We start from the raw sequence: 13,149 nt of genomic DNA on the forward strand, positions 1-13,149 counted from the left end.
TCATGGACGTGATTCTGGTTCCGGGCCTCTGGCTCGATGCATCGTCGTGGGATGCCGTGACCCCCGCGCTCACCGAGGCGGGGCACCGCGTGCACCCGCTGACCCTTCCGACCGATCCCGACGCCGGCATCCAGCACTGGGTCGACGCGGTCGTCGCTCAGGTCGACGCCGCCACCGACCCCGTGGTGCTCGTCGGGCACTCCGGCGGAGGCAACGTCGTGTGGGGCGCCGCCGACGCCCGTCCCGAGCGGGTCGCGCGCGTCGTCTTCGTCGACACCATGCCCCCGCCGCCGGGCGCCATGATCTCGGAGTTCCCCGTCCAGGACGGTGTCGTCCCGTTCCCCGGGTGGGACTTCTTCGACGAGCCCGACATCGCCGACCTCGACGACGAGACGCGCCGACGCGTGGGAGCCGCGGTCGTCGACGTCCCGGGCAGCGTCCCGACCGACCCGATCCCGCTCTCAGACGACCGTCGCCACGACATCCCCGTGACGGTGCTGTCGGGGCAGCTCGACGAGGACGGCGTCCGCGAGGTCCTGACCCAGTGGGGCGCGTTCGCCGACGAGTTCGCGCGGATCCGCGACGTCGAGGTCGTGACGCTCGGCAGCGGTCACTGGCCACAGTTCTCGCAACCCGAGGCCTTCGCCGAGAAGCTGCGCGCGGCGGTGCGCTGAGTGGAGGTGCGGGGAGGTGCCGGGTCTTCCGCCCCGCCCCCGCACACCACCGAAGAAGCACCGGTGTCCGCGAAGGAGACCCGCGCTCAGTGCCCCATGCCCAGTCCGCCGTCGACGGGGATGACGGCGCCCGAGATGTAGGCGGCGTCGTCGCCCGCGAGCCACGTGACGACGCCGGCGACCTCATCCGCCGACGCGAAGCGGCCGGCCGGAATGTTCTTCTTGTACTCGGCCTGCGTGTCCGCGGGCAGTTCGGCGGTCATGTCGGTCTCGATGAACCCGGGCGCGACCACGTTCGCGGTGATGCCGCGGCCGCCGAGCTCGCGGGTGAGCGATCGGGCGAACCCGACGAGGGCGCTCTTCGACGCGGCGTAGTTGATCTGGCCCGCCGAGCCGTACAGTCCGACGACACTCGAGATCAGGATGACGCGACCCCAGCGCGCCTTGAGCATCCCCTTCGACGCGCGCTTGACGACACGGAAGGCACCGCCGAGGTTCGTCGAGACCACGCTGTCGAAGTCGTCCTCGCTCATGCGCAGCAGCAGCGTGTCCTTCGTGATGCCGGCGTTGGCGACGACGACGGCGATGGGTCCGAGCTTCGCCTCGATCTCACTGAACGCAGCGTCGACGGCGGCGGCGTCCGTGACGTCGGCGCGGACCGTGAGCGTCCCGGCCGGTCCCTCGCCCGAACGCGCGGTGACCGCGACGCGCCAGCCCTCGGCCACGAAGCGTTCGGCGATGGCTCGTCCGATACCGCGGTTTCCTCCGGTGACGACGACGACGCGGTCCTGGGACATGTGAGACTCCTGCGGTGCGAGGGACGGAACCGGCCCAGCCTACCGACGACCTCGGTCCCACCCGGTCTCCGGGCGTTTGACACGGCCCGCGCCGCGCTGGAAGCCTGGACGCGAGCACGACGAAAGGGACACCCGTGAGCGACGACCAGAACCCCGCCCCGCGCAGCGAAGGCGAGACGCCGGCCACCACCGGCGCACACGACGCCGCCGCGCACCCCGCTCCCCCGGCGCCGCCCGTCCCGCCCGCGCCCGCCGCGGACGCGCCGTCGTACGCTCCGCCGACCTCCGACGCCCCCGCGTACGACGCCCCCGCGACTCCGGCATACGACGCCCCCGCAGCCCCCGCCTACGGTGCACCCGCGGCGCCGCCCTACGGCACCCCGGCCTACGGCCAGGCACCGGCGTACGGCCAGACGCCGGCATACGGCCAGTCCCCGTACGGATCGGCTCCCGTCGCCGGCGGCTACGGATCCGCCGTGCGGACCAACGTGCTCGCGATCATCTCGCTCGTGGCATCCATCGCGGGGTTCATCGGGCTGGTCCCGGTCATCGGACCGATCACCGGTGTGATCACCGGACACATCTCGCTCGCGCAGATCAAGCGCACGGGCGAGCAGGGACGCGGTATGGCGCTCGCGGGCACCATCATCGGCTGGGTCGGGATCGGTGTCATCCTGCTGCTCACGATCTTCTTCATCGTGTTCGTGGGGATTGCGGCGAGCCAGTCCTCTCGATACGGCGCCTAATCGCGCCCTCGCCCCGCGAGACGGGCGTACCCTGGGGTTCACCGTGAAGACATCGCCCCGCGCCCAGTCAGCGACGTCGCTCCCGCAGGCTCCCCGGGACGACGCCGGATCCCGTCTCGTCAAGTACATTGTGATGATGGGGATCCGTTTCGCGTGCTTCGGAGCGATGTTCCTCGTGACCCCGTACGGCTGGTACACCTTCCTCTTCGCCGCCGGCGCGATCTTCCTCCCCTACCTCGCCGTGGTCGTGGCGAACGTGGGGCAGGATGCCGCGACGGTCGACGCCGTGAACCCCGAGCGCATGATCGAGGCCGCGCCGGCCGCTCCCGTGTCGCCGTCCGCGGAAGCGCCGACCGTGATCCGCATCGCCGAGACGGCGCGTCTCGAGCAGCCGCGCGACGACCGGTCGTGACCGACGCCCCCGTCGAATGCTCCCGCGCCGGCTGCCGCGCGTCCGCCGAGTGGGCGATCCGGTGGCGGAACCCGCGGATCCACTCCGCCGACCGCCGCAAGACCTGGGTCGCGTGCGGGGAGCACGTCGGATACCTGCGCGAGTTCCTGAGGGCGCGCGACTTCCCCGTCGAGGTCTCCGCACTGGCGGACGACGCGGCGTGAGCGCGGGAGCACCGACCGACGTACGCTGGACGACGTGGTCAGGACGATCGAGGTGAACGCACGAGCCGCGCGGAGCCCTCTGCGCGTCCGCGGCGCCCGTCCCGGGGCCGCCCCGCGCGGAGCGTCGTCGTGAGCGCGCGCGAGATGCCCGCCGCCGCGCGCTGGAGCATGTACGTCGGGATCGCGATCCTGTTCGCGATCGCGTGCGGCTTCCTGTCGAACTGGCAGTTCTCCCGCAACGCCGATCGCAGCGAGCAGTTGCAGCTCGTCGCCGACAACTACGACGCCGCCCCCGTGCCCCTCGCCGACCTGCTCGCGCCGGGAGCGCAGATGAACCCCGCCGACGAGTGGCGGCCGGTGCGGCTGGAAGGGCGATACCTCGCCGACGAACAGCTGCTGGTGCGCAACCGGGCGCACGGCGGGACGGCGGCGTTCGAGCAGCTCGTCCCCTTCCGTCTCGTCGACGGCCGGACGTTCCTCGTCGATCGCGGCTGGCTTCCGCCGGGCAACCGTCAAGCCGATCCCGACGAGATCCCGGCGCCCCCGTCCGGCGACGTCGTCATCGAGGTCCGGCTACGCCCCGAGGAGGCCGCACCGACCTCGGGTCGCACCGCCGAGCCCGGGCAGGTGCCGACGATCAATCTCGGTCTCGTCGCCGAGCAGACCGGACCCATCGAACAGGGTGCGTACGGCCTGCTCATGTCGGAGTCGCCCGCGCCGGCCACCGCCCCCACTCCCGTCGACCCGCCGAGCAACGACCCGGGCCCGTATCTGTCCTACGCGGTGCAGTGGATCCTGTTCGCCGTGATGGGGTTCGGTTTCATCACGTACGTCATCGTGAGCGAGCGCCGACTGCGCCGCGAGGAAGCCGAGGAGGCCGAGCTCCGCGGCGAGCCGGAGCCGACGCCCGAACCCGAGGAGGTCCCGACGGAGCGCCGCCGCGTCGACCCCGTCGCACTCCACCGCTCCCGCAAGCGTCCGAAGGACCGCGACGCCGACGACGAAGACGCCCTGCTCGACGCTCGTTGAGCATCACGCCGGACGCCCGCTGAGCACGAAAAGAGCGCTGCCGCCGCGGCATCCGCTCGATCCGGAGAGGATCTACGCGAGCGTGATCAGGTCGGCGTAGTCGCGGCCCCAGATGTCTTCCACCCCGTCGGGGAGGATCAGCACGCGCTCGGGATTCAGCGCCTCGACGGCGCCCTCGTCGTGCGACACGAGCACGACCGCACCCTCGTAGTGCGCGAGGGCGCCCAGGATCTCCTCGCGCGAGGCGGGGTCGAGGTTGTTCGTGGGCTCGTCGAGCAGCAGCATGTTCGCCGACGACACGACCAGCGTCGCGAGCGAGAGTCGCGTCTTCTCGCCGCCCGAGAGCACGCCGGCCGGCTTCAGCACGTCGTCCCCCACGAAGAGGAACGAGCCGAGCACCTTGCGCGCCTCGGTCGCCGTGATGTCCGGGGCTGCGGACATCATGTTGTCCAGCACCGACCTCGTGACATCGAGGTTCTCGTGCTCCTGCGCGTAGTAGCCGATCTTCAGACCGTGCCCGGGCTCCAGCTGACCGGTGTCGGGCTGATCCACGCCGGCGAGGATCCGCAGCAGCGTCGTCTTTCCCGCACCGTTGAGCCCCAGGATGACCACGCGCGACCCGCGGTCGATCGCGAGGTCGACATCGGTGAAGATCTCGAGCGATCCGTACGACTTCGACAGACCGGATGCCATGAGCGGGGTCTTGCCGCACGGGGCGGGCTTGGGGAACCGGAGCTTGGCGACGCGCTCGTCCTGGCGGACGTCGTCGAGACCCTGGAGCATCTTCTCGGCGCGCGCGACCATCTGGTGCGCGGCGGCGGCCTTGGAGGCCTTCGCGCCGAACCGGGCGGCCTGGAGCTGCAGGGCCGTGGCCTTCTTCTCGACGTTGGCGCGCTCCTTCTTGCGGCGCTCCTCGTCGGCCACCCGCTGGCGCAGGTAGTTCTTCCAGTTCATGTTGTAGACGTCGATGACCTGGCGGTTGGCATCCAGGTAGAACACCCGGTTCACCGTCTCGCCGACGAGCTCGACGTCGTGCGAGATCACGATGAGCCCGCCCTTGTACCCCCTGAGGAATTCGCGCAGCCAGACGACGCTGTCGGCGTCGAGGTGGTTGGTGGGCTCGTCCAGGATCATCGTCTGCGCGTCCGAGAACAGGATGCGCGCGAGTTCAATGCGGCGACGCTGACCGCCCGACAGGGTCTTCAGGGGCTGGTCGAGGATGCGGTCCGGCAACGAGAGGTTGTGTGCGATGGATGCCGCCTCGGCCTCCGCCGCGTAGCCGCCCGCGGATTCGAACTCCTCGGTGAGCCGGCCGTACTTCTTCATCGCTTTCGCCGCGACGACGGGGTCGTCGTCGCCCATCGCCATCGACGCCTCGTGCATGCCGAGGGCGAGGGACCCGAGGCCGCGGGCGTCGAGGATGCGCGTGCGAGCGAGCATCTCGGGGTCGCCGGAACGGGGATCCTGCGGAAGGTAGCCGAGTTCGCCGCTGCGGTCGACTCCGCCGTTCGCGGGCAGCAGGTCGCCGGCGAGGACCTTGGTGAGCGTCGTCTTCCCGGCACCGTTGCGGCCGACCAGACCGATCTTGTCGCCGTCCGAGACGCGGAACGACACCTCCGACATGAGCACGCGCGCGCCGACGCGGATCTCGAGATCGTGCACGGCGAGCACAGCAGACGTCCGTTCGTCGAAGGGGAGGGAGAAAGGCCGAGGATGGCCAGCCACCCAGTATACGACGAGCCGCTGTTACCTCGCCGTCGAGAGGTTCGCCGGGGGTGGAGGGCCTCCGGGTTTGCGGTCACCGTCGGGCCGTGATCTAAACTAAGCCTATCCTTACCTAACCTGCAGGAGGTCCTCTGTGTCCCGTTTCCGCGCGCTGGCTGCTCTCGCCGCCGCCACGGCCCTCGTCCTGACCGGCTGCGCCGGCACCTCCGCCACCCCCGGGGCGCAGGACGCCTCCACGGCCGCCGACGGCTCCTTCCCCGTCACCATCGCCAACGTCTTCGGCGACACGACGATCGAGGCGAAGCCCGAGCGCGTCGTCACGGTGGACTGGGGCAACCAGGATGTCGCGCTGGCGCTCGGCATCGTCCCCGTGGCCATGCCCAAGGTGACGTACGGCGACGAGGACGGCGACGGCCTGCTGCCCTGGACCAAGGACAAGCTGGCCGAGCTCGGCGCGGAGACGCCCACGCTCATGGACGAGACGAACGGGTACGACTACGAGGCGATCGCCGACGCGCAGCCCGACGTCATCCTCGCCGCCTACTCGGGCATGACGCAGGAGCAGTACGACACCCTGAGCAAGATCGCGCCCGTCGTGACGTACCAGAGCGTCGCCTGGGGCACCACCTGGCAGGACATGACCCTCCTCGACGGGACGGCCCTGGGACTCAAGGACGACGCCGAGAAGCTCATCGCCGAGAAGGAGCAGCACATCGCGGGCGAAGCGGCGAAGTACCCCGCTCTCGCCGGCACGAAGTCGCTCCTGACCTACTTCGACCCGACGAACCTGTCGACCCTCGGCTTCTACAGCACGCTCGACCCCCGTGTCGGCTACCTCGAGGAGCTCGGACTGACCCCGTCGTCCTACGTCGCGTCGCAGTCGTCGGGCTCCGAGACCTTCTGGTTCACGCCCAGCACCGAGCAGATCGAGAACTTCGCCGACGTGGAGATGATCGTCGCCTACGGAGACGACAGCACGATCGCCGCCATGCAGGCGGACCCGCTCCTGTCGAAGATCCCCGCGGTGGCGAAGGGCGCGATCGCGGTGGTCGAGGGCGGCTCGACCCTGTCGTCCGCCATCACGCCGACTCCGCTGAACATCGGCACGAGCTACAACGACGAGTACATCGGCCTCGTCGGGGCCGCGGCCGAGAAGGCCGCGTCCTGATGCGGATCATCCACCCGTCGACGCGATGACCGTTCTCGCTCCGACCCCCGCCGCCCCCGGCGACGCGCGTCCGCGTCGTTGGGGGCGGCGGCGGGTCGTGGGAGTGACCGTCTTGGTGCTCGTGCTCGTCGCCGCGGCCGTGCTGTCGGTGACCTTCGGCGCCCGCGACGTCGCTCCCGCGGACGTGTGGGCGGGCCTGACCGGCTCGACCGACACCGCGTCGGCGGCCGCCGTCGCCAAGCGCGTGCCCCGCACACTCCTCGCCATCCTCGTCGGCGCCGCCCTCGCCGTCTCCGGCGCCGTCCTGCAGGGCGCCACGCGCAACCCGCTCGCCGATCCGCAGATCCTCGGCATCAACGGCGGCGCGGGACTCGCCATCGTCATCGGCATCGCGTTCTTCGGGCTCGGCTCGGCCACGGCCTACATCTGGGTCGGCATGATCGGCGCGGCGGCGGCCGCCGTCCTCGTCTACGCCGTCGGCTCGCTCGGTCGCGGCGGAGCCACTCCCCTGCGGCTGGCCCTCGCCGGCGCCGTCACCGCGGTGGCCTTCAGTTCGCTCACGAGCGCCATCCTGCTCCCGCGCATCAACGTGATGAACGAGTTCCGGTTCTGGCAGATCGGCGGTGTCGGCGGGGCGACCTTCGACACGATCCTCCAGGTCCTCCCGTTCCTCCTCGCGGGCCTCGTGGTGTGCCTGGCCAGCGCCTCCGCGCTGAACACCCTCGCCCTCGGCGACGAGCTCGCCGCCGGACTCGGCGCCCGCGTGCGCACCGCACGCCTCGTCTCCTCCGCTGGTGCCGTGATCCTGTGCGGTGCGGCCACCGCGGTCGCCGGCCCGATCGGCTTCGTCGGGCTCGTCGTCCCGCACATGATCCGGCTCGTCGTCGGCGTCGACCACCGCTGGCTCCTTCCGGTCTCCGCCCTCGGCGGGGCAGCCCTCCTGACCCTCGCCGACGTGATCGGTCGCGTCGTCGCCCGCCCCGAGGAGATCGAGGTCGGCATCGTCACAGCCCTCGTGGGGGCCCCGTTCTTCATCGCGCTCGTACGCCGACAGAAGATGCGTGCGCTGTGACCGGAACCCTGACTCCCCCCGCTCCCTCCGCCCTGGCATCCGTCACCACCGGGCGGCGGCGTCGACAACGACGCTGGGCGCTGGTCACCGGCGTCCTGGCGCTCCTCGTGATCGTCGCGTTCGCCCTGTCGCTGATGCTCGGGCAGACGAACTACTCGCCTGCCGCGGTGTGGGGCGTCCTCACCGGCCACCGCGTCCCGGGCGCGTCGTTCACCGTCGGCGAGTTGCGGCTCCCCCGCGCGACGACGGCCCTGTCCACGGGACTGTGCTTCGGCATGGGCGGTGTCGTCTTCCAGACGATGCTGCGCAACGCCCTCGCCAGCCCCGACGTCATCGGGATCAACACCGGCGCGAGCGCCGCGGCCGTCATCGGGATCGTCGTGCTCGGGCTGAACGAGACGGCGGTGTCGTTCCTGGCGATGGCGGCGGCCCTCGCCGCGGCTCTCGCCATCTACCTGCTCGCCTACCGCGACGGCGGGTCGGGGGCACGGCTCATCCTCGTCGGCATCGGCGTCGCGGCGATGTGCCAGGCCGTGGTGTCGTACGTGATCGCGCGCGCCGCGGAGTACGACCTCCCGGCCGCGATGCGGTGGATCACCGGCAACCTCAACGACGCCACGTGGGCTCGCGCCCTCCCGGTCGTCGGCGCCGTGATCGTCCTGGGTCCACTGCTGCTCGTGCTCGCTCGCCGTCTGGAGATCCTCCGCATGGGCGACGACACCGCCGCGGCGCTCGGCCTCCCCATCGAGCGCAGCAGGCTGCTGCTCATCGTCGCCGCCGTGGGACTCCTCGCCTTCGGCACTGCCGCGGCGGGGCCCATCGCGTTCGTCTCGTTCCTGGCCGGCCCGATCGCCGTCCGCATCCTCGGCCCCGTGGGATCCCCCGTCCTCCCCGCCGGGCTCGTCGGGGCCCTCCTCGTCCTCGTGGCGGACTTCTGCGCGCAGTACGCGTTCGGCACACGACTCCCCGTCGGCGTCATCACCGGCGTGCTCGGGGCGCCCTATCTCATCTACCTGCTCGTGCGCAGCAGTCGATCCGGAGGAACCACGCTATGACCGCGGAACGCACTCTCCACGCCGAAGCCGTCACCCTCGGCTACGGCGACCGCACGATCGTCGACACGCTCGACCTCCGCCTTCCCCCCGGGCGGGTGACCGCGATCGTGGGCGCCAACGCCTGCGGCAAGTCGACGCTGCTGAAGGCGATGGCCCGGCTGCTCACCCCGACGAGCGGTCACGTGCTCCTCGACGGCAAAGCCATCCACCGGATGCCGACGAAGCAGGTCGCGCGCGTTCTGGGCCTCCTCCCCCAGTCGCCCGTGGCGCCCGACGGCATCGCCGTGTCCGACCTCGTCAGCCGGGGGCGGCATCCCCACCAGGGCGCCCTGTCGCGCTGGACTCGCGCCGACGACACCGCGGTCGCCCGGGCCCTGGAGGCCACCGACACCGCGCACCTCGCCGATCGGCACGTCGACGAACTCAGCGGCGGCCAGCGCCAGCGCGTGTGGATCGCGATGGCGCTCGCCCAGGAGACCGACGTCCTGCTGCTCGACGAGCCCACGACGTTCCTCGACATCAGCCATCAGATCGACGTGCTCGACCTTCTGACCGACCTCAACCGCGAACGCGGCACGACGGTGGCGATGGTGCTGCACGACCTCAACCTCGCCGCGCGGTACGCCGACCACCTCGTCGCCATGGCGGGCGGACGGGTGATCGCCGCGGGAGATCCCGGCGAGGTCATCACCGAGCAGACGGTGCGCGACGTGTTCGGCCTCGACAGTCGCGTCGTCCCCGACCCGTTGACGGGGCGCCCGATGGTCATCCCGATCGGGCGTCATCACACCGTGGTCGAACCGGAGCAGGTCGCCCGCTGACGCGGGTGCGGTCGAGGGCTCACCGTCGGAGCGCCGGCCATCTGCGCTGCAAGCAGGCCCACCCGCCGGGCGGGTGCGGTCTCAGACCGTGCGCTCGACCTGGCCGGCGCGCCAGTAGCCCATGAACGCGACGCGCTTGCGGTCGACGCCGCAGCCCTGGACGAGGAGTCGCCGCAGCATCTTGACGGTCTGCGACTCCCCCGCGATCCACGCGTAGAACTCGCCCTCCGCGTCGGCGGGGCTGTCCCACAGCAGCTCGACGTCGACGTCGATGTCGTCGAGCTCCTGCGGGCGGGGCGCGGCGGCGCGGGCGAGCACGTCGCCGGATGCCGCGGTCCAGGCCTCGACGGCCTCGATGAGGGCCTCGCCGTGGGGACGGTCGTCGCGGGCGAGCCACCGCACCCCTGCTCCCCCGACCACGGGGAGCGCGTCATCGGCCGTGGGCACCTCGATGAACGCCTCCGCGACGATCCCGGGCGCGAGGCCCTCGAGGATCGCGCAGATAGCGGGAGCGGCGGTCTCGTCGCCGGCGAGCAGCAGGCGCTGCGCGGTGCCGGGGTGGAAGTCGATGCCCTGCGCGGAGTCGGCGCTGCGCGCGTCGGGGCCCACCACGAGGATCCGGTCGCCCGTCGCGGCGACCTCGGCCCACGCCCCCGCGGGGCCGGCGTCGTGATGCAGGACGAAGTCGATGTCGAGCTCGAGCGCCTCGGGGTCGATCCGGCGCACGGTGTAGGTGCGGAACGGCATCCGCTCCTCGTCGGGGAGGTCGCGCCAGCGGGTGTACCACTCGCCGTTGTCGATGGCCACGGGGTCGTCCTGCCCGATGTCGCACAGCCGACCGTCGGGCCCGGGCAGCACAAGCTTGATCCGCTGGTCGCGGCGGTCGGTGCCGAAGACCTCGAAGTCGGGCGACGCGAAGGTGATGCGCGCGAAGTGCGGCGACAGCCGACGGGCCTCCTTCACCACGGCGACGTACGGGCGGTAGGCGGGACGCGTGGCTGTCTTCACCGGATAAGGATATCCTTACCTATCCTCGGATGCCACGCCGGGCCGTCGCAATAGGTCGCCGCCGTACTACTCGACGAGCGCGCCGATGCGACGGATCGCGTCCTCCAGGACCTCCGGCGCGCACCCGACGTTGATCCGCACGTGCCCCACGCCCTCGGCCCCGAACAGCGGCCCGTGGTGCAGGGCGACCTTCGCCTCGCGGCGGACGAACGGGGCGGGGTTGTCGCCCCACCCGTACGCCGAGACGTCCACCCAGGCGAGGAAGCCGGCCTCCGGCACGCGATAGCGCGCGAGCGGCAGATGCTCGGCGAGCAGGTCGGCGAGGAGCCGGCGGTTGTCGTCGAGCGCGACGAGCAGCTGCGCGAGCCACGCGTCGCTCTCCGGCGCGAACGCCGCGCGGTTGGCGATGACCCCGAACAGGCCCGCCCGCCACTCGACCTCCCACGGCAGCGCCCGCACGACCGCCGCGTTCTCCTCCGACCCCGTGACGATGACGGCGCACTTGAGCCCGGCCAGGTTGTACGTCTTGCTCGCGCTCGTCACGGTGTACCCGACGGCCGCCGCCTCGGGCGCCGAATCGAGGAACGGGGTGAACACCGAGGGCGCGAAGGTCAGCGGCGCGTGGATCTCGTCGCTCACGACCGCGGCTCCGTGACGCGCGGCGAGGCGCGCCAGCTCGGCGAGGGACTCCCGCGAGTGCACCGTGCCGGTCGGATTGTGCGGGTTGCACAGCAGAACAGCCGTGGCTCCGGATGCCAGCGCCTCGCCGATCCCGTCGAGGTCGAGCTCCCACCGCTCCCCCGTGTCGCGCAACGGCACGCGTTCCACGACGGCACCCGCCTCTTCCACGGTGTCGTAGAACGGCGGGTACACCGGCGGCGTGACCACGACGCGGTCGCCCGGCGAGGTGACGGCCCGCAGCACCTCGACGACGCCCATCATGACGTCACCGGTCCAGCGGATGCGCGCCGGGTCCGGGCGCCACCCCCACCGGCGCTCGGCGAAATCGGCGAAGTCGAGGTCGATGCCGGGCCGCGGCGGGGTGTAGCCGGTGTCGCCGATCTCGACGGCACGGGCCAGGGCGGCGGTGATCGCCGGCGCGAGCGGGAAGTCCGTCTCGGCCACGAACATCGGGATCACGTCGTCCCCGTACGATCGCCACTTCGTGCTCGAACGCTGACGCAGCAGTTCGAGCGGCAGGGCCTGGAGAGGGGGGACGCTCATCCCGAAAGCCTAATGAGAGCCCCGGATGCCGGGGAATCCGGGCGTCAGAGAGGGAAACACGAACGCCCACCCCGTGTCGGGATGGGCGTTCGAAGAAGTGTCAGATCGCGAAGCCGAGGGCGCGCATCATGTCGCGTCCGTCGTCGGTGATCCGCTCCGGACCCCACGGCGGCATCCAGACCCAGTTGATGCGGAACCGGTCCACGACGTTGTCGAGTGCCTGAGCGGTCTGCTCCTCGAGCACATCGGTGAGGGGGCATCCCGCCGACGTCAGGGTCATGTGGATGACGAGCGCGTCGTTCTCGTCGTCCCACGCGAGGTCGTAGATCAGCCCCAGGTCGACGACGTTGATCCCCAGCTCGGGGTCCATGACGTCTTTCAGGGCCTCGGTGACCTCGTCGTACTTCTCGGGCGCGAGCGTTGCGGTCATGTAACGATCTTACGCGTCGACCGGCGTACCGGCCTCGAGGAAGCGGTCGTAACCCTCTTCTTCGAGCCGGTCGGCGAGTTCGGGGCCGCCCTCTTCGACGATCCGGCCCTTGACCACGACGTGGACGAAGTCGGGGCGGATGTAGCGGAGGATGCGCGTGTAGTGCGTGATGAGCAGCACGCCGAGATCGGTGGTCTCCTTGGCGCGGTTGACGCCCTCCGACACGATCTTCAGCGCGTCGACGTCCAGCCCCGAGTCGGTCTCGTCGAGCACGGCGATCTTCGGCTTGAGCAGCTCGAGCTGGAGGATCTCGTGACGCTTCTTCTCGCCGCCCGAGAATCCCTCGTTGACGTTGCGCGACGCGAACTTGGCATCCATCCGCAGGTTCTCCATGGCGCCCTTGACGTCCTTGGTCCACGAACGGATCGCCGGCGCCTCGCCGTCGATCGCCGTCTTGGCGGTGCGGAGGAAGTTCGTCACGGTGACGCCGGGGATCTCGACCGGGTACTGCATCGCGAGGAAGAGTCCGGCGCGGGCGCGCTCGTCGACGCTCATCTCGAGGACGTCCTCACCGTCGAGGGTGATGGAGCCGCTGGTCACGGTGTACTTCGGGTGGCCGGCGATCGTGTACGCCAGGGTCGACTTGCCGGACCCGTTGGGGCCCATGATGGCGTGGGTCTCGCCGGTGCGCAGCGTCAGCGTCACGCCGTTGAGGATCGGGGTCGTGCCGGCATCCGTCTCGACCGTCACGTGGAGGTCGCGGATCTCGAGGACAGACATGGTGT

15 protein-coding genes are annotated in these 13,149 nt (G+C 71.0%); 9 read left to right on the forward strand and 6 right to left on the reverse strand.

The window, feature by feature from the left end:
• Positions 1-2: 2 nt before the first annotated feature.
• Positions 3-674 (forward strand): alpha/beta fold hydrolase, encoded by a 672-nt coding sequence (locus QM517_RS05365; RefSeq protein WP_283285698.1) that lies wholly within the window; start codon positions 3-5, stop codon positions 672-674.
• 86 nt (positions 675-760) lie between these two features.
• Here the strand turns inward: QM517_RS05365 and fabG are convergent, their stop codons facing one another.
• Positions 761-1,471, reverse strand: a complete 711-nt coding sequence (gene fabG, locus QM517_RS05370) for a 3-oxoacyl-ACP reductase FabG (protein WP_283285699.1) — start codon at positions 1,469-1,471, stop codon at positions 761-763.
• A 134-nt stretch (positions 1,472-1,605) separates the two neighbouring features.
• On the opposite strand from fabG, the gene QM517_RS05375 reads away from it, so the two are divergent.
• From QM517_RS05375 to QM517_RS05390, 4 genes are all read left to right on the forward strand, one after another.
• Positions 1,606-2,217, forward strand: a complete 612-nt coding sequence (locus QM517_RS05375) for a DUF4190 domain-containing protein (protein WP_283285700.1) — start codon at positions 1,606-1,608, stop codon at positions 2,215-2,217.
• A gap of 43 nt (positions 2,218-2,260) precedes the next feature.
• Positions 2,261-2,629: a DUF3099 domain-containing protein gene (locus QM517_RS05380; RefSeq protein ID WP_283285703.1), complete on the forward strand. Its 369-nt coding sequence runs from the start codon at positions 2,261-2,263 to the stop codon at positions 2,627-2,629.
• Positions 2,626-2,832 (forward strand): hypothetical protein, encoded by a 207-nt coding sequence (locus tag QM517_RS05385; protein WP_283285704.1) that lies wholly within the window; start codon positions 2,626-2,628, stop codon positions 2,830-2,832. Before QM517_RS05380 ends, QM517_RS05385 begins: the two co-directional genes overlap by 4 nt.
• Positions 2,833-2,976: 144 nt before the next feature.
• On the forward strand, positions 2,977-3,861 hold the full coding sequence (locus tag QM517_RS05390) for an SURF1 family cytochrome oxidase biogenesis protein (protein WP_303655443.1): 885 nt from the start codon (positions 2,977-2,979) through the stop codon (positions 3,859-3,861).
• A gap of 72 nt (positions 3,862-3,933) precedes the next feature.
• Here QM517_RS05390 and QM517_RS05395 read toward each other — a convergent pair whose 3' ends face one another.
• Positions 3,934-5,532 carry an ABC-F family ATP-binding cassette domain-containing protein gene (locus tag QM517_RS05395; RefSeq protein WP_283285708.1) on the reverse strand — a complete coding sequence of 533 codons (1,599 nt, stop codon included), beginning with the start codon at positions 5,530-5,532 and terminating at the stop codon, positions 3,934-3,936.
• A gap of 187 nt (positions 5,533-5,719) precedes the next feature.
• Between QM517_RS05395 and QM517_RS05400 the strand changes: the two genes are divergently transcribed.
• From QM517_RS05400 to QM517_RS05415, 4 genes are read left to right on the forward strand one after another with little or no spacing between them, the layout of a single operon-like run.
• Positions 5,720-6,754, forward strand: coding sequence for an iron-siderophore ABC transporter substrate-binding protein (locus QM517_RS05400; protein WP_283285710.1), 1,035 nt, complete (start codon positions 5,720-5,722; stop codon positions 6,752-6,754).
• A 25-nt stretch (positions 6,755-6,779) separates the two neighbouring features.
• Positions 6,780-7,826, forward strand: coding sequence for a FecCD family ABC transporter permease (locus QM517_RS05405; protein ID WP_283285713.1), 1,047 nt, complete (start codon positions 6,780-6,782; stop codon positions 7,824-7,826).
• Complete coding sequence (locus QM517_RS05410; protein WP_308208880.1) at positions 7,823-8,881, forward strand: FecCD family ABC transporter permease; 1,059 nt, start codon at positions 7,823-7,825, stop codon at positions 8,879-8,881. Before QM517_RS05405 ends, QM517_RS05410 begins: the two co-directional genes overlap by 4 nt.
• Positions 8,878-9,702: an ABC transporter ATP-binding protein gene (locus QM517_RS05415; protein ID WP_077050007.1), complete on the forward strand. Its 825-nt coding sequence runs from the start codon at positions 8,878-8,880 to the stop codon at positions 9,700-9,702. Before QM517_RS05410 ends, QM517_RS05415 begins: the two co-directional genes overlap by 4 nt.
• An 81-nt stretch (positions 9,703-9,783) precedes the next feature.
• Here the strand turns inward: QM517_RS05415 and QM517_RS05420 are convergent, their stop codons facing one another.
• From QM517_RS05420 to sufC, 4 genes are all read right to left on the reverse strand, one after another.
• Positions 9,784-10,710: a siderophore-interacting protein gene (locus QM517_RS05420; protein WP_283285716.1), complete on the reverse strand. Its 927-nt coding sequence runs from the start codon at positions 10,708-10,710 to the stop codon at positions 9,784-9,786.
• 66 nt (positions 10,711-10,776) lie between these two features.
• Positions 10,777-11,934: a MalY/PatB family protein gene (locus QM517_RS05425; RefSeq protein WP_283285718.1), complete on the reverse strand. Its 1,158-nt coding sequence runs from the start codon at positions 11,932-11,934 to the stop codon at positions 10,777-10,779.
• Between the two features lie 100 nt (positions 11,935-12,034).
• Entirely contained in the window at positions 12,035-12,364 is a 330-nt protein-coding gene (locus tag QM517_RS05430; protein ID WP_013586729.1) for a metal-sulfur cluster assembly factor, read from the reverse strand.
• A gap of 9 nt (positions 12,365-12,373) precedes the next feature.
• Positions 12,374-13,144 carry a Fe-S cluster assembly ATPase SufC gene (gene sufC, locus QM517_RS05435; protein ID WP_278101518.1) on the reverse strand — a complete coding sequence of 257 codons (771 nt, stop codon included), beginning with the start codon at positions 13,142-13,144 and terminating at the stop codon, positions 12,374-12,376.
• Positions 13,145-13,149: the final 5 nt, after the last annotated feature.

The sequence above is a fragment of the Microbacterium sp. IEGM 1404 genome (genome assembly GCF_030056775.1).
Lineage (GTDB): Bacteria > Actinomycetota > Actinomycetes > Actinomycetales > Microbacteriaceae > Microbacterium.